This window comes from Exiguobacterium sp. S22-S28 (genome assembly GCF_043359615.1).
Lineage (GTDB): Bacteria > Bacillota > Bacilli > Exiguobacteriales > Exiguobacteriaceae > Exiguobacterium_A.
In genome coordinates, this window is sequence record NZ_JBHFFC010000029.1 from 126,003 (window position 1) to 146,813 (window position 20,811).

Consider the following 20,811-nt stretch of genomic DNA (forward strand, 5'->3'; position numbering starts at 1 on the left):
CGATCTTACGACGAGGAGACGATGAAGATGAAGCGTTTAGCACGTCTATTTATAGTCAGTCTGTTGATCTTTACCAGCTTTACGTATATACAACCACCACATACAAAGGCGGCAAATGGTGAAAAGTTTAAAATTCTGGAAATCCGTGACGATTGGTCAACGACGAACCGGATTGATCCGAATACAGTGATTTCTTCGATGTTAACCGAACTGAAGCCTGATCAGTATGATATTAAAATGATGACGGTCAAGGAACTGAATGCGTCACGTTTTCCGCTTGACGGGGCGTTTGATGCAATCGTTTTTGATCCATCTGTATTTTCGGGAACAGACCGTTATTCGGTGACTATTTCTGATGCGAAAAAAAATCATAATACAAGTAAGATTGAAAATGATATTACGAAGTTAAAGGCGAATGAGATCAACAATGCTTACATCAAAAAAGGATTACCTGTCTTCTTACATCAAGATGTTCTGACGCATGCATCAAGTAACTTTACATCGGTGTTTAAAGGTGTACCGACGTATACAGACCTTTCAAGTGTTATCACGAGATTAAAGACATCTAAAATTATTCGCCCTCGACTAGAAGGCGTATCGGTTCAACAAAAAGGAACGGCATTAACAAAAATTGACAAAGGAACTACAGCCGTTCCAAACGTCCCGATTGATTTTGCGTACACGACGAGTGCTGAAAATACGAATCAACTTGTTCAACTCTACATTGATTTTGACAGTAACGATCAATTTGAAGAGTCGGAAAAAGTCGACGAAAAACCAGCAGGGAAAACGGGTACACTAAGCTATAATTTTGACGCGCCAAGTTATACCGGTCCACGGAACTGGATGATTCGTGTCTCAAGCAGTGATGGCTTGACGGACTATAAAACCGGCAGTTTCTTAATGAAGGATCAGGTCGCGGAAGCGAAAATTCTCCAAGTGACTCGGAGCGGAGCGACCGGTTCAATCAACGGATTTATGAATTCGGGAACGTTGTTAAAACAAGACGGTTTTTATAATTTTAATGTAGAAGTAACTGACTCTGCAAAATTTTCTTCAGATTATGCGAACGTTGATTTGAATTCTAAGTATGATTTGTTGATATTTGGTTTTCAAGATTCGTATGGAGCGGCATCGTTAAGTGATTCTGCATCAAATAAAATTCTTGATTTTACAAATACTGGACAAGGATTAATGTTGTCCCACGATACGATTTTTAGACCAAGTCAATCGTCAAACCCAGAGTTGTTCTGGGAAAAAAAGTTTGCCGGACTTGCCGGACAGAAAAACTTTACGAACATGGGCTACGGAGCACCTCAGACATCAGGACAAGCCGTTAAACAAAACGAAGGGGTTATGACGTCTTATCCCTTTACATTAGGAAATAACGTCCAGATTGCGACGACCCACAATCAATATTTTGGTTTGGACTTAGAGCAACCTGATTTGATTCCGTGGTACAACATTCGTGAGAACAGTGTCACTTCCGCGAACCAAGCGGCAGGACGAACAATTGGTGACGCTCGAAACCACTACTATATGTATACAAAAGGGAATGTTACGTATTCCGGTGCCGGTCATACGTCGACGTTTAACCAGCAACAGGAAAAAGAACTGTTTTCGAATACGATGTACCGCGCCTTTATCGGTGCGAACCATAAACCGTTAATCAAAAATGTTTTACCGAATAACCAAGCGAGTTATTTGAATAACGAACCACTTACAATCTCCTATCAAGTGAATGATTATGATCTACGTGATCGTGTACTCAAAACACGTATTTATATTGATAATGAAAAAGTATATGACAATGATAAATTAAAAAATAATTCGTTTGTCAGTGAAACGTTCACAGGAAAACTGGCGGGTAAGACAACGGCGGTGATCCGGATTGAAGCAGAGGATCAACGTGGGGCGAAAACGATTGAGACACGGACGATTCAAGTTGTTCAACCAGCAGCTTCTTCACCGTTTACACTGTCGCGTTCGATTGATCCAACAACGATTCCTCAAGGGGAGATGGCTACAATCACGTATACGATTAAACCCGATCCAATCTCCCGGACGTATGCGATTGGCGATAACGTCACTGCCAATGAACCGTACGTCGTCAAGATGGAAAATATTAAGTTTAAAGAACAGTTCCCGAGTAACCTTGAAATCGTCTCTGCTACTGGAATCGAGGATGTCAGTATTACAAATCAAAATTTATCTGGCTCCTTTAAAGGGATTGAATATCGGGAAGACACGAGTTTAGGCAAGTGGGTTTCGAACCAAAAAGAAATTACGTTCAAAGTGGTTGTTCGGGCTAAAGAAAACAGCGGAACGTACTCATTGGATAAAAAGAATAACACGTTGACATCCATGAAAAACGTATACCGATCGAATTCGACGAGTGATCGATTTACAAGTGTGGCGAATGACGTCCAGTCATTCCAAGTACTGGGGTATGCGTTATCCAATCGGTATGCAACGGAAGCGAAGATTTCTCCGGTTCGGATCGATCTCAATACACCGTCTTACAAAATTCTACCTGAGATTGGACCTGCCGGCAGCCAGTACGGCACATTAAAATGGTCGATTGCAGATACGAGTATTGCGACCATCAACCAAGAAGGAATCATCGTTCCGAAAAAAATCGGTACGACCGATATAAAATTGATTGTTCCTGTCGCAAACGGAAAAGAACTTGTCACAACGTCTAAGTTGACTGTCAATGATGTGTTTGGCGGACTGATTGTAAAAGATGTTCCGAATGTGATATATGTAGGGCAAAACAAAACAATGACCGGAGACGCCATCATGTTATCCGGTACGGATGCACCTATTAAATGGATCATTACAAACCCGACAGCTGTCGATTCAAAAGGAAACGATACGGACTCATTAACTTTAAAAGGTATGAAGCCGGGCATCTTGACGGTACAAGCAGTTGTACCGGCGACAGCAGGCAGTACAACGTATTTGGCACAATCACAAGTGTATTCGATTGAAGTGAAAGTACCGGAGCTGTCTGTTAATCCGACCAATCTGGAACTATGGGCTGGGACAACACAAAATGTGACAGCATCGTTTGCACCAGATATCCGTTTGCCGTTTATCCTTTCGAAAGTCAGCGACGCGATTGAATTAACAGCAACAGACACAGGATATACTGTCAGAGGTGTCAAAGGAACACCGGATGGACCGGTCGAAGCTGTATTGCGACTAAGTGATTTCCCGGATACTCAAGCTGTCACAAGAATTAAAGTACGCGAAAATCCATTGACCTTAACGGCAAGTGACTTGACGATGACGTTACAGGATGATCAAAAACGACCGCTTTTAAACTGGTTGCCTGCGACGACAACAGAGCGTTTTTATCGTCTCGAGATTCTGCAAGGAAAAGAATATGTGAAGACAGATCCGACTGCTCAAACATTAAAAGCACTGCGACCAGGTGTTGCACGAGTTAAGGTCACTGCTCTAAAAGAAAATAAAGACGTGTTAGAAGTGATAAAAGAAGGAACAACGGAGAAACAGCCGTTGACGACGACGTTTAAGGTCACGATATCGTCTGAAGGATCAGGATCAACAACAGAAAGCGATACGGACGTGTATTAAAAGAGGAGAAAACAACGTGACACGTAAAAAAATCATCAGCATCGTCCTTCTGATTTTAGTTGGAGTTGGAGGAGCGACGTATTTTCTTATTGATTATCGAAATCAGCAAAATTTTCAAAGCAGTCTCAAAGCAAAGGATTCGCGTGAGTTGGAACAGGCAGCTGAAGCCGTTGATTTGTCTACGAAAGAACGCAACCGTTATATTCAGCGCTTTCAAGAATCACTGGAGTATAAAAAGGCACTTGTACTGCTAGATGAAACGAGTGTAAAAAATCAAACGAACTGGTTTTATGCAGCTCAGTTTGCACCGACAGAAGTTGTAGCAGACTGGTTGGCAACCGGAGCTTCCATCAAACAAGTCAACAAGCAGGGACAAAATGTGTTGCATGTCGCAACAAGTGTAAACCGTTCGGTGGATGCGTATGCCTTACTCGTAAAAAAAGCAACGAACCGTCAATTGAATCAACAAGATCAATCGAAGCACACACCGCTTTATTATGCGACTGTTGATCAGAATGAGGAAGCGATGGAGCTGTTGCTTCAAGCGGGTGCTTCACCTGATGAAGGTGCAAATCCTCCGATTTATGAAACTGTCAAACAAAATCGCAAAGATCTGTATCAATTGTTAAAAACAAGTGGAGCAACACCGGACGAAAAAAAAGTGAAAACATTAGCTAAAAACTATGGGGCGGAAGCATTTCAATAATAAAACACGAGATTCTCTGGTATTACTGAGAGGATCTCGTGTTTTTGTTTGTCATCGGAGACGTTTTGGCGTCTCGACATAAAGTTGGACTGCACGGCTGAGCGGAAGCATGGATGTTGGATTTTTTAATACACTGGCGTCATAAGTTAAACGAAGTCTTGATTTTTCAGCATCCATTGATTTTTTTGCTTGCATCAATGTTTCAAGAGCTGTTACGTCTTGAGGAAAGCTGTTTTCCGGTAAATCAAGTGTTCCGCGATAGGCATTGACTTCGAGACTTCCTCTCGTGAAAATGCCGCCTTGAAGGTTCATCGTCGAACCGACTGAATAAATATGATTCACCTTAGGATCATCACTGTATAAAAAAGCACTCATGTTAGGTGTTGCGGTTTTCGGTGTTGAAAACTTATTAACCCGGTTGATGGTCAAACTCCCTTTACTGAGTAAAATAAGTGTGTTTTGACTCGATGAACTGGCAATACCTTGAATATTGGCATCATCAAGACGACTGGAACCTGTCGAGAACATCGTTGTCGCAAAACTGACGTTGCCTCGGATTAACAGGTTACCAAGCACAACAATCGGTCGTTTAATTTCGAGCGGTTGATCAACAGGATTTAAAGAAGAAATCGTTAAATTACCGTCGATAATCAGCGGTTCAGTAGTTGCTTTGACAATATCGTCCGTAATCGTAACCGTATTGTTTGCTAATTTTCCTGGCTGAACAAGTTGCTTATCCGTACTTAACTCGTTTAGAAAAGGACCGTCGAGCGGATATTGTTTGAGTTGCTCGTTCGGTAAATTTCTTAAATAAGCAGGCAATGTCGCAAGCGGTGTTGAACTCGGTAAAGCCAAAAAGTCATTGAGTGCAAATTCAAAATCAAAAGGAACGAGTGCATCTTTTGTTGCCAATACATCTGTTTTGACTTTCGGATCAAAAACAGTACTGTCGCAAGTGATGAAGTCACGACAGGTCAAGAGTGGTTGATCCTTTGGTTGAAAGACTTTGACTTGACCGTCAATATAGGAACGGGCTGTCTTGTCGGTGTACGTGCCCTTAACACCGTTGTAGATAAAATTAGGTGAGGCGGATACTTCCAATGGTTTACGCGAGAATACATTTCCTTGAATGCGTGGAGCACCATTTAAGATAACCTGATTATCAGAACCAAGAATGTAATATAAAAATCCCGGAATCGCAGACAGATAAACACGTTGGGCATATGTTTTTTGGACCGTCGGTTGATCACCCTTTGTTTCTTCCGCCTGTGCAGTTAAATCAAATGCTTTGACCCGGACATTCGAAGCTCCTTCGTTTAATGTCACTTTAACATTGGGCGCCGCAGTTGCCAGTTTGAGAATAATTTGATTGGTCGGATCGTTGAATAATTGCGTTGACGAACTGGAAGGATTCTCGCCTGTCGTCGTCGCAACGACTTGTTGCAGCGCAGCCACAGCTTGGTTTAATTCATTTTGTGCCGCTGATTCGACTTCAATATTCGTGCCGCGTATTTCTGTCAAACGTGTGGATTGTAAACTGATGCCAATTGTCGCGACGGCTAAAACAGAAAGGACCGTCAATGTAACTAATACAAATAGTAGAGTATAACCTTCTTCAGATTTTCGCATGGGTCGTCCTTTCTGTCTTAAAAACCAATCGTACTCGTGAGTGTTTGTTTTTCTTCTTGGTCAGTCGACTGGATCGTTAGGGTGATCGTCAAAATTCCGTGAATGACATAAATGCCGGGATATTCACCGGTTTTAATCGTGACGGTTTCCGGACGCGATAAAGTAAATGTTTTTTGCAGCGTAGTCTGCTCATTGACAGTTTCGAGCGGACCGTTATAAATGAGCGTCGACTGATTTGTTTGATGATCGGTGAATGTATACGTGACGGGTTGAATCACCGTCTCCTCTTTTTCTTGATTGGCTCGGTAAGGTATAAAACCGATGGATCGTTCCAATAAACCGGTTGATTGACTGAGACTGGGCAACGTTTTTTGATAAAAAGCGACTTCGTTGGGTTGATCGATCCGTATGGCGTCAAAACCTGTGATTTCATTTAGAATCATTCCGACGGAACTATCTGCTTCACTTCGCAGTTCACTGATGATTCCGGTTGCTTGAAAACTTTTAGTTCCGGAAATGAAGACTGTTAAGATGACAGCACTGAAAATCGCTGCAATGACGATGGCGACCAATAACTCAACGAGCGAAAATCCATTACTTCGTTGATGGAAAACTTTGATTAAGCGTCGCATTCGTGATCGATCCTTTCAAAGACGTAATAGGTTCTGGCTGCCCGTCCGGATAAACGTAGACATATAAATCCAGTAGGTTCGGATCGGTTTTCCCATTGATTCTGTGTGGTGTAACGCTGAATTTCACGTCAAATGGCAGGTTATTAATTTCTGCGTCATTGAAGATTGAATCGCAAACAGCCGATACATTACATGAAGGCGATTGGGGAGCGGGTACTTCAAAAGCACCGTTTTGATAAATAGTCAATTGAGCTTCTTCGAACAAGGTATCGAAAACAAATGGACCGGAGTCAGTTTCGAGCACTTCGCGTTCGATATAAGAAACAGCATTTTTAGCTAAATAATTGGCAAAGGTCAATTCTGTACTATTTCTGGAAGCTGAGAGCGATTGTGAAAAGATGCTGATTAAGGATACTGAAATAATGGATAAAATGGTTATACTGACTAACACTTCAATCAACGAAAAACCATGTTGCTCATCTTGCATGGACTCACCTCGTGTCTGAATCGATAGGATATTAGGATGAAAAGTATAAAAAAACGGTATGTATTCTCACATGAAGAAAGTATTTGTCAGGTAGGACTTATGTTTCATCATATTATTCATTATAATGGAAATACTAGACACCCGAAATGGTTATTTCAAACGGAAAGGAAACAGATGATGATAAATTTTAAGCGTTTTGCTGTACATACTTTACTTTTAGTGGCGTTAGTCGCCTTAATCTACGTACCTTCTTTTGCTTTGATTTCTTTTACTGGAAAAGCAACGGTTTCCGAAAACTTTTCTGATACGGCTCGAATTGGTTCTATTCCTGTCAGTGGATTGACACGAAAAGAGGCAAAACCAAAAGTTCAAGAAGCGGTCACGGCATGGTCGAAAAAAACACCTTTGACGATTGGAACCGGGGAAGATACGTTGCCTGTTCCGACAGAGTTGATTTCTTTTGACATTAACCAGTCCGTTAAAAATGCGTCCCTAAAAAAGGGAGGGGCATTGCGCGTGACATTGGATGAAGAAGCAGTTTCAGCTTACCTATCGACGCAACCTGTTACATATTCAGAAGACCAAAACAAAGCATTTAAAGAGTGGTTGATTGCTAGCAGTAAAGGTTTGGAAGACGGAAACTTTGATCCGGCCGCCACCTCGACCGCCACTAACTCGTCGGGAGAGGTCGTATCAAGCGTTACGTTTACGACACGTTCTGCATCAGAAGATCAAATGATTGAGGCTATGAGAAATGTCGACATCAAAGCCGGCCAACTGATGAATGTGAAAACATATGGCATGGACCCAATCGCAGGATCATACATCGGCAGTAAGTTATATGAATTGTTTGCAAAAACACCGTTTGAAATTGTAGAACGGATGCCGCATGACAAGTTACCGGATGACATTACACTCGGCTATGATGTCAAGATCGATGAAAAGACAGACTTTGCTGTCCGTAATACACAGTCGGTTAATTATCAAGTAGTAGCGACAAAAAATGGCAGTGATGTCACGTTGGAATTACGCGGAACATCGTTTAAAGAAACCGTTTCAGCTGTTCTTGAAGCAGAAAAAACAATTCCTTACCGCACGATTACACGCTATTCAGCCACATTATCTGCGGGAACAAGCAGTGATACTCAAGCCGGGACCGAAGGGAAGTCCATTGAATTGTACCGGGTTACGAAATCAAACAAAGGCGAAGTCAAGCGATTACTTGCTCTTGATTTTTACCGGGCGACACCTGCCATTGTGACGAAAAGCAGCCAAGAAGAAGCACCGCCTGTCGTAACGCCCGAACCTTCAGAGGAGACGACAGACGACAGTACGACGAATGACGGTACGACAGATGGAACTAACGACGAATCGACAGACGGTTCAACAGACGGCTCAACAGACGGCTCGACTGATGAAACAACTGATAACGGGACACCGACACCGGATACACCGGATCAACCATCGGCTCCTGACAAACCCGATACACCGACGACCGGTGATCCGGCATCTCCTGCCGAGGGTGAGGGTGATCCAACAGACGGCGCAGTCGGTTAACTTCATGAGAAGAAAAGAGGATGAAATATGAACTGGACAGATTTAGCGATTGAACTCGGTATCATCATCGGTCTTGCAACAATCATTTGTGGATTGATGTTTGCCATTCAAATTCCGTTTGTGAAGACAACGGTCTCGAAAGTCATTCTTTCATTGACAGCACTCCTTTTAGTCGTTGCCCTTTACTTGATTGTCAAACTAGATGGGGTGACAAATCCGTTTGTTATTGCGGGATATATCGTAACGATCTTAATCGTTGCAGCCATTACGAGTGTGGTCGATGAAAAAAAGCAAACGAAGCAGACACCTCTTGAAGACGAAGAAACATGGCACGCGGAAGGATGACGATGTAAATGGCGATGAAGCGAAAACGATTAGGTGAAATGCTGTTAGAAGAAAGTGTTGTGACGGAAGCACAAATCGAGGAAGCGTTATCCGTCAAGCGAACGGCGGAAAAACTAGGCGACACGTTGTTACGACTCGGTCATTTGACGGAACAACAATTGATTGAAGCCTTACACCACCAGTTAAAGATTCCGGTCATTCAATTGTATAACTACCCGGTCGATGTCGCCGTTACGAAGTTGATTTCAAAAGAGCTGGCGCAACGCCATACACTTGTTCCGGTTTACCGGGAAGGAAACCGGCTGTTCATCGCAATGGCAGATCCGATGGATTTGATTGCAATCGACGACTTGCGTCTTCAGACCGGTTTGATGATCGAAGTGGGACTAGCGACACGTGATGAAATCCGACGGACGATTCTCAAATATTACGATATCGATTCGTCCTTACGGGAATTGCTCGAGTCGGATGAGATGACGATTTCTGATACTTCACGTGATACAGTCACCCGGGAAGATGCACCGATTATCCGGCTTGTGAATCAAATTCTTGAAAACGGAATTTCACAGCGGGCATCCGATATCCATATGGATCCGCAAGAAACATCTTTATCCATCCGAATTCGGATTGACGGTGAACTTCGGACAGAAAATAATTATCCGAAACAAATTCAAAATATCTTAACAACACGGATTAAAGTCATGAGTGAACTTGACATTACAGAAACCCGTTTGCCGCAGGATGGACGGATTAAGTTTTTATATAATGGTGCCGCCTACGACTTCCGCGTGTCGACGTTACCGACCGTTTATGGAGAAAAAGTAGTTATCCGAATTCTCGACAGTTCAAACTCTAATATTTCCATCGCTAAAATCGGATTCAGTGAACGAAACGAGCAACAATTCCGGGAGATGTTAAAACGACCGAACGGAATTATTTTGATTACAGGACCGACCGGATCAGGAAAATCGTCAACCTTATATGGCGCGTTAAATGAATTGAATGATGAGTCGCGGAATATCATCACGGTCGAAGACCCGGTCGAGTACCAAGTCGACGGGATTAATCAGGTACAGGTCAACTCAAAAATCGGGTTGACGTTCGCCAGCGGTTTACGGTCCATCTTACGGCAGGATCCAAACGTTGTCATGGTCGGGGAAATCCGGGATATTGAGACAGCCGAAATTTCCATCCGAGCGTCACTGACCGGTCACCTGGTTCTTTCGACGTTGCACACGAATTCGGCAGTCAGTTCGATTACCCGGTTGATTGACATGGGGGTTGAGCCATTCCTTGTTGCGGCCTCGGTCACGGGATTGATTGCCCAGCGTCTTGTCCGGCGGGTCTGCCGAGACTGTGGAGAAGTCCAACCGCTGTCGAAGCGTGAATTGGAATTGTTTGAACAGGAGGGCATTGAAGCAACAAGTGTTGTTCGTGGTCGCGGTTGTTCCTCTTGTAACATGACAGGATATCGAGGACGTTTAGCCATTCAAGAAGTCGTCATGGTGGATGAAGTGTTACGTCGGATGATCATGAATCAGTCGACTGAAAGTGAAATTACGACATATGTTCGTTCACAAGGACAACAGTTACTGCTGACAGATGGGTTGACTAAAGTCGCACAAGGCATCACGACGACTGAAGAAATTCTACGGACGGTGATTTCCGAATGAGTACGATGGAACGTGCGCAAATTGAGGATATTCTACGGGCTTCCAAAGAAAAAGGGGCGTCCGATGTTCATTTGACAGCAGGATCTCCTCCGGTCTTCCGAATCAATGGGGCGCTGACATCATTTGGGACAGACAAGATGAAACCTGTCATTATCGAAGGTTTTGTTCGGTCACTTATTACCGAGGAAATGTTTCTTCAATTGAAACAAGACCGGGACATTGACTTTTCGTTTGGTGTCACGGGTGTGGCACGATATCGTGTCAACTGTTTTTATCAGCGTGGGACCTTATCCATGGCCTTCCGGACGATTCCGACTGAAGTTCCAACGTTCGATAAACTCAATTTACCACCTGTCTTAAAACGGTTTTTAACGAAACCACATGGCCTTATTCTTGTGACGGGACCGACGGGATCCGGGAAATCGACCACACTTGCGGCAATGATTAATGAAATCAATCAAACGATGTATAAACGAATCATCACACTGGAAGATCCAATTGAATATTTGCATAGTCACAATAAGAGTCTAATTGATCAACGCGAAATCGGGATTGATGCTCCCCGTTTTTCAACAGGTCTTCGTTCAGCATTACGACAAGATCCGGATGTCATCTTGCTGGGTGAGATGCGTGATCTTGAGACGATTTCGACGGCCGTCACAGCCGCCGAGACGGGGCATCTCGTCTTTGCGACGGTCCATACCTCGACAGCCGCTTCAACCGTCAGTCGGATTATCGATGTCTTTCCGGCTGAGCAACAAGATCAAATTCGGGCACAGCTCGCGAATGTTTTGGCAGGGGTAGTGTCCCAACGCCTGATGCCGCGCAGTGACGGGACAGGACGTGTGGCTGCACTGGAAATCATGGTCGAGACGCCGGCAGTATCAAACTTGATTCGGACGGGCAAAGAGTATCAAATTCAATCCGTTCTACAAACCGGTAAACAATACGGAATGCAGACGATGCAAATGGCACTACAAGACTTAGTAAGTCGAGGACTGATTCCAGCATCAGCCGCGACACCTTACATATCGGGGTGAGTTAATGGCAGTTTTCATATATGAAGGTCGAACGATGACCGGGAAACGGAAAAAAGGTAAAATTACCGCTTTGACAAAACGGGAAGCGGCGGAACGGTTACGGACGGAACAAATTGCTGTGACATCCCTTGAAAAACAAGAATCCAAAGGGTTGAATACAGAAATTACATTTTTGACCGCCAAACCGAAAATCGAGCATCTTGTCATGTATGCGCGACAGTTTGCGACGCTTGTTCGGTCGGGTGTATCGATTGTCAAAGCAACCGAAATTTTGCGAAAGCAAACGGAATCCAAGCCGCTCGAACGGGCACTCGTCGAAGTTGAGGATGACTTGCGGAGCGGGATTCAATTTTCCGCGGCCATTGAAAAACATCCACGGGTATTCGATACGTTTTTCGTCAGTATGGCGATGGCCGGGGAAGCGAGCGGGAACTTGGAAGAAGCTTTGGATAATATCGTGACGCAACTTCAGAAACAGTATGAAATTAAACGAAAAGTGATTTCAGCATTGATTTACCCGGCAGTCGTCTCTGTTGTTGCGATTGGGGTTGTCGTCTTCTTGATGTTGAACGTCGTCCCGACCTTTGCTTCGATTTTTGATCAGCTCGGAAGTGAGTTGCCGTTGATCACTAAAATCGTCGTCGCTGTTTCAGACTTTTTCGTCGCCTATTGGTGGGTCTTGTTGCTTATCGTATTTGGTTTAATCGGGTTGCTTTATTTCAATTTAAAAAATGAAAGACAACGGGTCATTTTTGATCGCTTTTTATTAATGATTCCTGTTTTTGGTCCATTGATTCAAAAATCACAAATTGCCTTAATGACACGTGGCTTATCTGTTTTATTGAATGCCTCGGTTCCGATTTTAGCCTCTCTGGACATCACGGAACGCATCGTAACGAACCGTGTCATCCGTAAAGGAATTGCTGCTGCAAACGAAGCGATGTCCCGCGGGATTCCGATGCACGAGCCTTTAACGAAAAACAAACATTTCCCACCACTCGTGACGCAGATGATCGCGATCGGAGAAGAGTCCGGACGGCTCGATTCGATGCTGACAGAAGTCGCGGACTTTTATGAAACGGAAGTCGAGACGACGACGGATCGTTTGAAGTCGATCATCGAGCCGTTATTGATTGTTGTACTCGCTGTCATTGTCGGTGTCATCGTCATCGCGGTCGTCGTACCGATGTTCAAGATTTATTCCGATATTCAAGCAAGTTGACAACTGTCAAAACATTTACCTGTTGTAGAAAAAAGACATTTTCTACAAAAAATATGGTGCTACTATAATAGTATTCATCTGGACAGTATGACCTATACACCAGTCACAGGAAAAAGCATTAGGGAGGAATAATAAACATGTTAGAACGTTTAAAAGAAGTTTGGTTAGATGCCAAACAAATGCGCGATGAGCGCGGCTTGACATTGATCGAGTTACTTGTTGTTGTTGTTATTTTAGGAATCATTGCAGCGATCGCTGTCGTCGCTATCGGCGGATTGATTGAGAACTCGCGTAAAGATGCGGTCGTATCTGATGCGAAACAATTGGTTGCTGCAGCAAAACTTTATACATCTTCGAATCCGATTCAACCGGGTGAGAGCGTGAAATTAGGAATTAAAGATAATAATAATAATATCGGACCGAAAGCAGGGACTACAACTGCGCCACGCGAAGATTCACTCAGCAAATACATCGATTCGATGAAGGATGCGTTAAACTCAGATAAAGCCTACAAAGATTCATATGTAGTTGTGACTGAAAAGAATGGTAGTTACACGTATGAAGTTACATTGGCAAGTCAGTCTGCGGATTACACGTATTTCACTAAAAAATCACCGGATGATCTGAAACGTTCGGGCGTCGTCGAAAAACCATAAGAAGTAAAATCCCCCCATCTCGGGGGTTTTTTTCTGAACTTTTTTAAGGAGGGAACGCGAAGATGACAGTGGTCTTTACGGTTTATTTTTTTCTGATTGGAATGCTCGTAACATCGTTTACGAACGTCGTCGGTTTACGTGTTCCGGTTGGGGAATCGGTCATCCGGCCGCGGTCGCATTGTCCGAACTGTGGTCATGTTCTTGGTCCGCTGGAGCTGACACCGGTCATCGGATATCTGGTTCTTGGAGGGAAGTGCCGGACCTGTCAGTTGCCGATCTCAATCAAGTATCCGGCGCTCGAATTACTCGGCGGCATCCTGTATGCCTACGCCTTTTATCAGTTCGGCTGGTCGATGCAGTTCGTCCTGTCGATTGTATTAACGAGTTTGTTAAGTATCCTTGTGATGTCGGACCTTGCGTATATGCTGATACCTAATAAAATTTTATTATTTTTTTTACCGGTTAGTCTGATTGTTCGCTACCTTTCCCCCCTTGAGAACTGGTATAATCCAATTATTGGCGGATTCGTCGGCTTCTGTTTATTGTTCGTGATTTATCTTGCTTCACGACAAGGAATGGGGGCGGGGGACGTCAAACTGTTTGGGTTGCTCGGCATCTTCTTAGGTCCTTTGCATGTCGTGATCGCTTTGTTCGTCTCCGCCTTTGTCGGATCCGTCATCGGTCTGACGTTGCTTGGACTCAAGCGGGTCAAACGAAAACAACCTATTCCCTTTGTTCCGTCCATCGCCGTCGGGACATTACTGACATATTATTTTGCGGACGATTGGGTGAATCTTTATCTCGATCTGTTCCTCTAGGAAAGGAAGAACATACATATGCCGCAAGTTAGGCGCAGAGGTACGTACATTTATTTTAATTTTACAGATGTCGGAATTTTTGGTGCGGTCGTTAAAAACGGAATCATCAAACGTCGTGCCGTCGTTTCGCTCCCTCCAGGCACACTGCAAGGCGGATGGCTTCAACCGGAAGCATCGCTTGATCTTATTTTTGAAAGTTTACTGACAAAGTTAAAAGTTCCGCGTAGTGCGCAAGCTGTTTTAGCTCTTGACGGTTCACTTGTTCTTGCCCGAAAACTTGAAATTCCCGAAACCATCGAGACGAATCAAATTCGGGGATACTTATTCATGGAACTGGGTCACAGCATCGTTCTGCCGTTTGAAGAACCTTATTTTGACTACACGTTACTCGAAGAAGATGGGAAACGGGAAATCATGTTGTACGCTGCTCCAAACGAAGCATTGAAGCAGTATATGGAGTTGTTTAAGAAAAAACATCTTCGATTGGTTGCAGCAGAACCACAACCGCTTGCGACATTTTTCGGCTTGGATGCGCTTTATGAAATCGAAGCGGACAGTAACTTATTGATTTGGAACGTCAACGCGACGAACCACCAATTGATTATCATTGAAGATCGTGTCCCGCGTTTGATCCGTTCGGTAGATACATTTGTTTCCACTGCATGGGATGTAGAGGTCATGGAGGATCGTCTGCACTATCGATATCAATTGGATGATGAGAATGTCGAATACATTTTAGAAGAGATGCTGTTGGAGTTTTCACGTGTACTTGATTTTTATCGTTTCTCTTTGGCACGAGATGGTCGTGAAATTAAGCGGGTCATGCTGACAGGCGATTTTCCGTTTCAAGAAGAATTGGTCCGGCGATTTGAAGCGAACTTTGATTTTGTTTTGGAACAAGTCCCGGATCAAGTGGATCTGAATGGTCAGTTGATGCCGAAAGCCTATTTACCGCTCGTTGGTCTCTCGACCACTCAAAAAGAACGCATCAATTTATTGCCGGACAGTGATGTCGCGCCCAAGTTCCCGCTGATTGCTTCACTGGTTTTATTGTTATTCGGCGGGATAATCGGTGGATATCTTTATTGGCAGACCGATCAATTTGCCGACCGGATTGAGACGGCAAATAATCAAATTCAAATTGTTCGGACGCTTCAATCCGAATCAGCCCAGTCCGCGAAACAGGAAGTCGCACAACTAAAGCAAACGGTTGAAGGTCTTGAAACGACGCCGCGTCCTGCTGTTCCGACCCTCGAACGGATCACGCGTTATTTACCGGAACGGGGGTATATTCTGCAGTTTGCGTATGGTGCCGACCAAACCGTCTCAATGAATGCTCAGTTTGAAACACTGGATGAATTAAACGGTTTTTACCGTCAACTGTTGACGGATACTTCTTTTACGGGGATCAGCTTGACAAGTGTAACGACGAAGACCATGAATGAAAAAGCAGAGGTGGTCACATCAACGGCTGTTGATCCGACGACCGGACAAGAAATGCCGACGACGACGATTACGCCGTCTGATGAAACAAAAACGGAAGAACCGCGCTATATCGGTCAGTTTGGTCTAACCGTCATTCCGGCAGAAGTCATCAAGGGAGAGACGAACCAAGCAGATCCGGAAGCACCGAAAGAAGACGGAACAACGGAACCTGCCGCCGATCCGGAGACAAATTCGGAAGAGGTGGTCCCGGATCCGGCGAATCCGGAAAGCGGTGAAGTCGTCTCGACTGAAGTAGAGGAGGTGGAAGGAAATTGAAACGATATAGTGGTTTCATTCTTTTGGCCCTGACAGTCCTGCTTGTCATCGGAGGTCTATCCTACTTTGGTTACACGACGTACACGACATATCAAGAACTGAACAAGACGGAAACAGCACTCGAACGGGAACAGATGGCGCTTGAGGCAGCTAAAGCCAACGAACAAAAAGTCGATGTGGCAGAATCCAGCTTCCTGCAAAAACAAGTACCTGTCTTGCCGGCAAATGATGATGTCATCGATGCCATCAATGCAGCCAGTCAGATTGCCGGTGTCAAGGTTCAGGGGATTACCTTCGGCGCGGCAAGTACTGATACCCCCGCCTCGCCTGTCCAATCGACACCTGCTGTCGACGGTGCAATGGCAACAGAATCAGAAGTGGATGCCGCACAAGCAACAGAAGCACCGGTTACGGCAACGACGGCAACCGCATTACCTGCTTCATTAGTTGTCGAGGCTCCGTCCTATTTGGATTTAATGGCATTTTTGAAGCAAATCGAACGGACGGACCGGATTACGATTTTGCGGCAAATCCAGCTGACGGGACCGGAGGAGCCGGGACCGGGCAGTCAAGCGATTGTACTTGAGGATGAAATGATGTCCTTCACGGTCGAAATTGAAAGTTATTATCGCCCGGATTTAACCAAGTTGATTCCGGATAAACAAACGCCCCTAAAAGAAACGACTCCAAAATCAGATCCGTTTGTGGATGTCACAGATAATTGAACCCTTAACAAGTGTTTCTTCGACTCGGGGAAGCACTTGTTTTTCGTTATACTCAAAGATAATACCAGTAAGACTGGTCGAAAAAGAAAGAAAAGAGCGTGATACTAATGATAACGCAACACTCATTGATTCTCGCTTCGGCGTCGCCGAGGCGGACGGAACTGTTAAGGCAAATCGGTGTGCCGCATACGATTCGACCGGCGGATGTAAGAGAAGAAGCACCACACCCGATGACGGCTGAAGAGTATGTCCGTTACCTGTCGCAGAAAAAAGCACGGGCCGTGGCACGACCGGGTGAAATTGTATTGGCTGCTGATACGGTCGTCTCACTGGATCACCGCATCCTTGAAAAACCAGTCGACCGGGAGGCTGCGCTTGAGATGTTACGGCTGTTGTCCGGACGGACGCACGAGGTCGTAACCGGTGTCACCATCTGGACAGTGGAGCGGCAAGAGACGTTTACCGTGCCGACGAAGGTCCGGTTCTGCTTGATTCCGGAAAAATGGCTCCTGTCATATGTCATGACCAATGAGCCTTATGACAAAGCAGGAGGATACGGGATTCAAGGTCAGGGTGGTCTGTTCGTCGAGGCGATTGAGGGAGATTATTACAATGTCGTCGGTCTGCCGATCAATCCGATCAGCCGTCACCTTGAAACGTTTGGAATCAATCCGATGTTTGCGTAATTCCTTGTAGAGAAAGGTCGGATGCAGTGATTGAATGGCCAAAGGATAGGATTCAATTAAAGGGATTGGCGCAAGCAACGACGGTCGAATTACTCGCCTGTCTCGTCCGGAGCGGGACACGGAACCGGGGACCGCTTGAAATTGCAGAAGAGTTACTTGATATCTATCCATCGTTGATTGAACTTGAAGCGGCCGGTGTAGGCGGACTGGAGAAAGCACCAGGTGTTGGAAAAGCCAAAGCGATGCAAATCATGGCGGGGCTAGAACTTGGCCGCCGGCTTGTGACGGAACCGAAGTGGGTCCGACCAGCCGTCCGCTCACCGGAGGACGCGGCAGAATTATTAATGGAAGAGATGCGGTTATATCAGCAGGAACACTTCATCTGCCTGTATTTGAATACGAAAAACGAAGTGATTTCGAAAAAAACATTATTTATCGGAGGACTTAATACATCGATCGTCCATCCCCGTGATATTTTCCGTGAAGCCATTCGTTGTTCGGCGGCAAGCTTCATTGCCGTCCACAATCATCCGTCTGGTGATCCGACACCGAGCCGGGAAGATATTGAAGTGTCGGAACGGATGGTTGAAGCAGGCAGATTGATCGGAATCAGCTGCATTGATCATCTCGTCATCGGGCATGGACAATTTATTAGTATGAAACAGCGGGGATTTATGTAAGAATAACGTCTGAGGGGGAACTTTGCTTCCTGACCTCAGGCGTTTTTGCTTTTGTGATAACCAACGAACTGTAAACAAGCTGTAACGTTTTAACGCTTTCCTACGAAGGCTTTTCCGTTATAATTAGTGAAGTGTATTCTCAGAGAGGGGTTTTTTGAATAATGTTTGGATCATTTAGCCGTGAAATCGGCATTGACTTAGGTACGGCAAATACGCTCGTTTATGTGAAGGGGCAAGGAATCGTCGTGCGCGAACCTTCCGTTGTCGCATTCCGTACGGATACAGGAAAGATTGAAGCAGTAGGTAATGCAGCAAAAAACATGATTGGACGGACACCGGGAAACGTGACGGCACGACGCCCGATGAAAGACGGGGTTATCGCTGATTATGAAACGACAGCAACGATGATCAAATACTTCATGGATCAAGCAACAAAGAAAAAAGGATTGTTTTCGTCAAAAACAAACGTGATGATTTGTGTACCAAGTGGTATCACGTCAGTTGAAAAGCGGGCAGTTGAAGATGCGGCGAAACTGGCTGGTGCACGTGAAGCCTATACAATCGAAGAACCGTTTGCAGCGGCAATCGGAGCCGGTCTTCCGGTTTCTGAGCCAACGGGTTCGATGGTCGTTGATATCGGCGGCGGAACGACAGAAGTCGCTGTCATCTCGCTTGGCGGAATCGTCACAAGTCAATCGATTCGTGTCGGCGGCGATGAGATGGACGAGTCAATCATTCGTTACATCAAGTCGAAGTACAACTTGATGATCGGGGAGCGGACAGCTGAGACGCTGAAAATGACAATCGGTTATGCTCGCATTGACGAAGAGTCGGAAAACGAAACGATGGAAATTCGTGGACGTGACCTCGTGACAGGACTTCCAAAGCAGATTGAAGTCACGAGTGCAGAAATTTGTGACGCCTTATCGGATACGGTCGATGCGATTTTGGCTGGAGTCAAACACACGCTCGAACAGACGCCGCCGGAATTATCGGCAGACGTCATGGATCGCGGAATCGTCTTGACAGGCGGCGGTGCTCTTCTGAAAAACTTGGATGCTGTTATTGAAGACGAGACACGTATTTTGACTCTCGTTGCGGAAAATGCGCTTGATTGTGTAGCGATCGGAACAGGTAAATCACTGGAGATGATGAATGTATTGCGTTCGAAATCAGGCATCTCACAAAAAAGATAAGGACGGGATGAGCGATGAAGCGATTTTTAAATAATCGAAAACTGCTCATCACACTCCTTAGTTTTCTCCTTTTGGTGATTTTAATCGGAATTTCGCTTCAAGGACGTAACCAAAGCCACTGGTATCAAAGTTTTGTCCGTGATACCGTCGGAGTTGGTCAGCGTCTTTTTGCGACACCGATTGGCTGGATTGATGATACGGTCACTTCGGTTAAAGAAGTGCGCGATGTATATAAGGAAAATGAGTATTTAAAATCACGACTGGGGGACTATGCCGGAAATTCGGTTAAAGTGCGCGACTTGGAACGTGAAAACGATGAATTAAAAGACATGTTGAAATTAAAAGGATCGATTCGTGATTATAAATTACTTCCGGCAGAGATGATTGGCCGAACGTCTTCCGAATGGCAACGTTTTGTCACGGTCAGCATCGGACAGGAACAGGGCGTCAAAACGAATATGGCGGTCGTGACGGCGGACGGACTAATCGGACGGGTCATTCAGACGAGTGCCTACACGTCTCTCGTACAACTGTTATCGGATACGAGCCGAACGAATAATGTCTCGGCAGTCGCTGATGATACGAAAGGGAAAAGTGTTTTCGGAACGATCGAAGGATTTGATGAAGAGACGAACCGCTTAAAGTTCACGAAGATTCCGAACGATGCCAAACTGAAAAAAGGGCAGACTGTTACGACTTCCGGACTCGGTGGTAAGTATCCGAGTGGGATTGTCGTTGGGAAGATTGAACAGGTGAAATCGGATCAATACGGTGCTTCGAAAATCGCATACGTCAAACCGGCAGCAGACTTCGAACAGTTTGGTCACGTCTTTGTGATTCAACGCGAAGCGAAGGAACCTTTCGCTGAGACCGACAAAGGAGGGGACACTCGTGAATAACGTCAAGTTGTTTTTCGCCGTGTTCCTTCTTTTTATCTTGGAAGGGACGCTGTTTGCCGGACCGCTCGGAGACGGTTCTCCGTACGTCGTGCATGTGACGTTGATTGCGTTGATGTTTTTAGGACGTTATGGAAAAATCGAGCAGGCGCTTGGTTTTGGTCTGTTATTTGGTCTGTTGTATGATTTCGTCTATTCCGATATCATCGGAATTTATTTATTTGCGCTATCTGCCATTCCGCTTTTTAGTAGCTTCGTGCTAAAATATGTAAAGGAGAACGTATTAACGATTATCGTCACCTTTACGTTCAGCGCTATTTTGTTTGAACTGGATATTTATTTCTTCACGGCTTCGGTCGTAGGCGTCGGTGTTCCCTTCAAGGAACTCGCGACGCAAATCATTCCAAGGAGTCTCATTGCTCAGTTGATCGGGATCATCGTGCTGTATTATCCGATGACGCGACTGGTGCAATCCACACTTGATGAGAAAAGAGGATGA

19 protein-coding genes are annotated in these 20,811 nt (G+C 44.9%); 16 read left to right on the forward strand and 3 right to left on the reverse strand.

Translation table 11 applies throughout. The annotated features are described in order from the left end of the window. The first annotated feature begins 27 nt into the window (after positions 1–27). On the forward strand, positions 28–3,603 hold the full coding sequence (locus tag ACHA8N_RS12375; protein WP_393965913.1) for a GEVED domain-containing protein: 3,576 nt from the start codon (positions 28–30) through the stop codon (positions 3,601–3,603). 16 nt (positions 3,604–3,619) lie between these two features. Further along, positions 3,620–4,309, forward strand: a complete 690-nt coding sequence (locus ACHA8N_RS12380) for an ankyrin repeat domain-containing protein (RefSeq protein ID WP_393965914.1) — start codon at positions 3,620–3,622, stop codon at positions 4,307–4,309. A 51-nt stretch (positions 4,310–4,360) separates the two neighbouring features. Here ACHA8N_RS12380 and ACHA8N_RS12385 read toward each other — a convergent pair whose 3' ends face one another. The 3 genes from ACHA8N_RS12385 to ACHA8N_RS12395 are packed head-to-tail and all read right to left on the reverse strand — an operon-like array spanning position 4,361 to position 7,057. Beyond that, positions 4,361–5,938 carry a type II secretion system protein gene (locus ACHA8N_RS12385; protein ID WP_393965915.1) on the reverse strand — a complete coding sequence of 526 codons (1,578 nt, stop codon included), beginning with the start codon at positions 5,936–5,938 and terminating at the stop codon, positions 4,361–4,363. Positions 5,939–5,955: 17 nt separating this feature from the next. Next, a complete protein-coding gene (locus ACHA8N_RS12390; protein WP_393965916.1) occupies positions 5,956–6,570 on the reverse strand; it encodes a PilW family protein in 615 nt (204 codons plus the stop codon). Then, positions 6,533–7,057 carry a prepilin-type N-terminal cleavage/methylation domain-containing protein gene (locus tag ACHA8N_RS12395; RefSeq protein WP_393965917.1) on the reverse strand — a complete coding sequence of 175 codons (525 nt, stop codon included), beginning with the start codon at positions 7,055–7,057 and terminating at the stop codon, positions 6,533–6,535. Before ACHA8N_RS12395 ends, ACHA8N_RS12390 begins: the two co-directional genes overlap by 38 nt. Before the next feature lie 177 nt (positions 7,058–7,234). On the opposite strand from ACHA8N_RS12395, the gene ACHA8N_RS12400 reads away from it, so the two are divergent. The 14 genes from ACHA8N_RS12400 (at position 7,235) to mreD (ending at position 20,811) form a co-directional block, all read left to right on the forward strand. Beyond that, positions 7,235–8,614: a G5 domain-containing protein gene (locus tag ACHA8N_RS12400; RefSeq protein WP_393965918.1), complete on the forward strand. Its 1,380-nt coding sequence runs from the start codon at positions 7,235–7,237 to the stop codon at positions 8,612–8,614. Between the two features lie 27 nt (positions 8,615–8,641). Continuing rightward, complete coding sequence (locus tag ACHA8N_RS12405; RefSeq protein ID WP_147510682.1) at positions 8,642–8,959, forward strand: hypothetical protein; 318 nt, start codon at positions 8,642–8,644, stop codon at positions 8,957–8,959. Positions 8,960–8,967: 8 nt separating this feature from the next. Further along, a complete protein-coding gene (locus ACHA8N_RS12410) occupies positions 8,968–10,632 on the forward strand; it encodes a GspE/PulE family protein (protein WP_147510683.1) in 1,665 nt (554 codons plus the stop codon). Then, the gene (locus ACHA8N_RS12415; RefSeq protein WP_147510684.1) at positions 10,629–11,672 is read left to right on the forward strand and encodes a type IV pilus twitching motility protein PilT; all 1,044 of its coding nucleotides are present in this window, start codon (positions 10,629–10,631) and stop codon (positions 11,670–11,672) included. The genes ACHA8N_RS12410 and ACHA8N_RS12415 overlap by 4 nt, the downstream gene beginning before the upstream one ends. A gap of 4 nt (positions 11,673–11,676) precedes the next feature. Beyond that, positions 11,677–12,894, forward strand: coding sequence for a type II secretion system F family protein (locus ACHA8N_RS12420; protein ID WP_147510685.1), 1,218 nt, complete (start codon positions 11,677–11,679; stop codon positions 12,892–12,894). Between the two features lie 137 nt (positions 12,895–13,031). Continuing rightward, on the forward strand, positions 13,032–13,550 hold the full coding sequence (locus ACHA8N_RS12425) for a type II secretion system protein (protein WP_393965919.1): 519 nt from the start codon (positions 13,032–13,034) through the stop codon (positions 13,548–13,550). A 62-nt stretch (positions 13,551–13,612) separates the two neighbouring features. Then, on the forward strand, positions 13,613–14,368 hold the full coding sequence (locus ACHA8N_RS12430; protein ID WP_393965920.1) for a prepilin peptidase: 756 nt from the start codon (positions 13,613–13,615) through the stop codon (positions 14,366–14,368). An 18-nt stretch (positions 14,369–14,386) separates the two neighbouring features. Then, positions 14,387–16,129 (forward strand): fimbrial assembly protein, encoded by a 1,743-nt coding sequence (locus ACHA8N_RS12435; RefSeq protein WP_393965921.1) that lies wholly within the window; start codon positions 14,387–14,389, stop codon positions 16,127–16,129. Then, positions 16,126–16,854, forward strand: coding sequence for a hypothetical protein (locus ACHA8N_RS12440; RefSeq protein ID WP_147510689.1), 729 nt, complete (start codon positions 16,126–16,128; stop codon positions 16,852–16,854). The genes ACHA8N_RS12435 and ACHA8N_RS12440 overlap by 4 nt, the downstream gene beginning before the upstream one ends. 107 nt (positions 16,855–16,961) lie before the next feature. Further along, complete coding sequence (locus ACHA8N_RS12445) at positions 16,962–17,540, forward strand: Maf family protein (protein ID WP_393965922.1); 579 nt, start codon at positions 16,962–16,964, stop codon at positions 17,538–17,540. Between the two features lie 26 nt (positions 17,541–17,566). Continuing rightward, complete coding sequence (gene radC, locus ACHA8N_RS12450) at positions 17,567–18,220, forward strand: RadC family protein (RefSeq protein WP_147510691.1); 654 nt, start codon at positions 17,567–17,569, stop codon at positions 18,218–18,220. Positions 18,221–18,381: 161 nt separating this feature from the next. After that, positions 18,382–19,416 carry a rod shape-determining protein gene (locus tag ACHA8N_RS12455; protein ID WP_012370984.1) on the forward strand — a complete coding sequence of 345 codons (1,035 nt, stop codon included), beginning with the start codon at positions 18,382–18,384 and terminating at the stop codon, positions 19,414–19,416. Between the two features lie 14 nt (positions 19,417–19,430). Then, entirely contained in the window at positions 19,431–20,315 is an 885-nt protein-coding gene (gene mreC / locus ACHA8N_RS12460) for a rod shape-determining protein MreC (protein WP_147510692.1), read from the forward strand. After that, complete coding sequence (gene mreD, locus ACHA8N_RS12465; protein WP_393965923.1) at positions 20,308–20,811, forward strand: rod shape-determining protein MreD; 504 nt, start codon at positions 20,308–20,310, stop codon at positions 20,809–20,811. The genes mreC and mreD overlap by 8 nt, the downstream gene beginning before the upstream one ends.

Bases quoted from the DNA above. Each gene is read 5' to 3' on its own strand.
- ACHA8N_RS12375 (WP_393965913.1), top strand. From the start codon at position 28: ATGAAGCGTTTAGCACGTCTATTTATAGTCAGTCTGTTGATCTTTACC.
- ACHA8N_RS12385 (WP_393965915.1), bottom strand. From the start codon at position 5,938: ATGCGAAAATCTGAAGAAGGTTATACTCTACTATTTGTATTAGTTACA.
- ACHA8N_RS12390 (WP_393965916.1), bottom strand. From the start codon at position 6,570: ATGCGACGCTTAATCAAAGTTTTCCATCAACGAAGTAATGGATTTTCG.
- ACHA8N_RS12395 (WP_393965917.1), bottom strand. From the start codon at position 7,057: ATGCAAGATGAGCAACATGGTTTTTCGTTGATTGAAGTGTTAGTCAGT.
- ACHA8N_RS12400 (WP_393965918.1), top strand. From the start codon at position 7,235: ATGATAAATTTTAAGCGTTTTGCTGTACATACTTTACTTTTAGTGGCG.
- ACHA8N_RS12405 (WP_147510682.1), top strand. From the start codon at position 8,642: ATGAACTGGACAGATTTAGCGATTGAACTCGGTATCATCATCGGTCTT.
- ACHA8N_RS12410 (WP_147510683.1), top strand. From the start codon at position 8,968: ATGGCGATGAAGCGAAAACGATTAGGTGAAATGCTGTTAGAAGAAAGT.
- ACHA8N_RS12415 (WP_147510684.1), top strand. From the start codon at position 10,629: ATGAGTACGATGGAACGTGCGCAAATTGAGGATATTCTACGGGCTTCC.
- ACHA8N_RS12420 (WP_147510685.1), top strand. From the start codon at position 11,677: ATGGCAGTTTTCATATATGAAGGTCGAACGATGACCGGGAAACGGAAA.
- ACHA8N_RS12425 (WP_393965919.1), top strand. From the start codon at position 13,032: ATGTTAGAACGTTTAAAAGAAGTTTGGTTAGATGCCAAACAAATGCGC.
- ACHA8N_RS12430 (WP_393965920.1), top strand. From the start codon at position 13,613: ATGACAGTGGTCTTTACGGTTTATTTTTTTCTGATTGGAATGCTCGTA.
- ACHA8N_RS12435 (WP_393965921.1), top strand. From the start codon at position 14,387: ATGCCGCAAGTTAGGCGCAGAGGTACGTACATTTATTTTAATTTTACA.
- ACHA8N_RS12445 (WP_393965922.1), top strand. From the start codon at position 16,962: ATGATAACGCAACACTCATTGATTCTCGCTTCGGCGTCGCCGAGGCGG.
- ACHA8N_RS12455 (WP_012370984.1), top strand. From the start codon at position 18,382: ATGTTTGGATCATTTAGCCGTGAAATCGGCATTGACTTAGGTACGGCA.
- mreC (WP_147510692.1), top strand. From the start codon at position 19,431: ATGAAGCGATTTTTAAATAATCGAAAACTGCTCATCACACTCCTTAGT.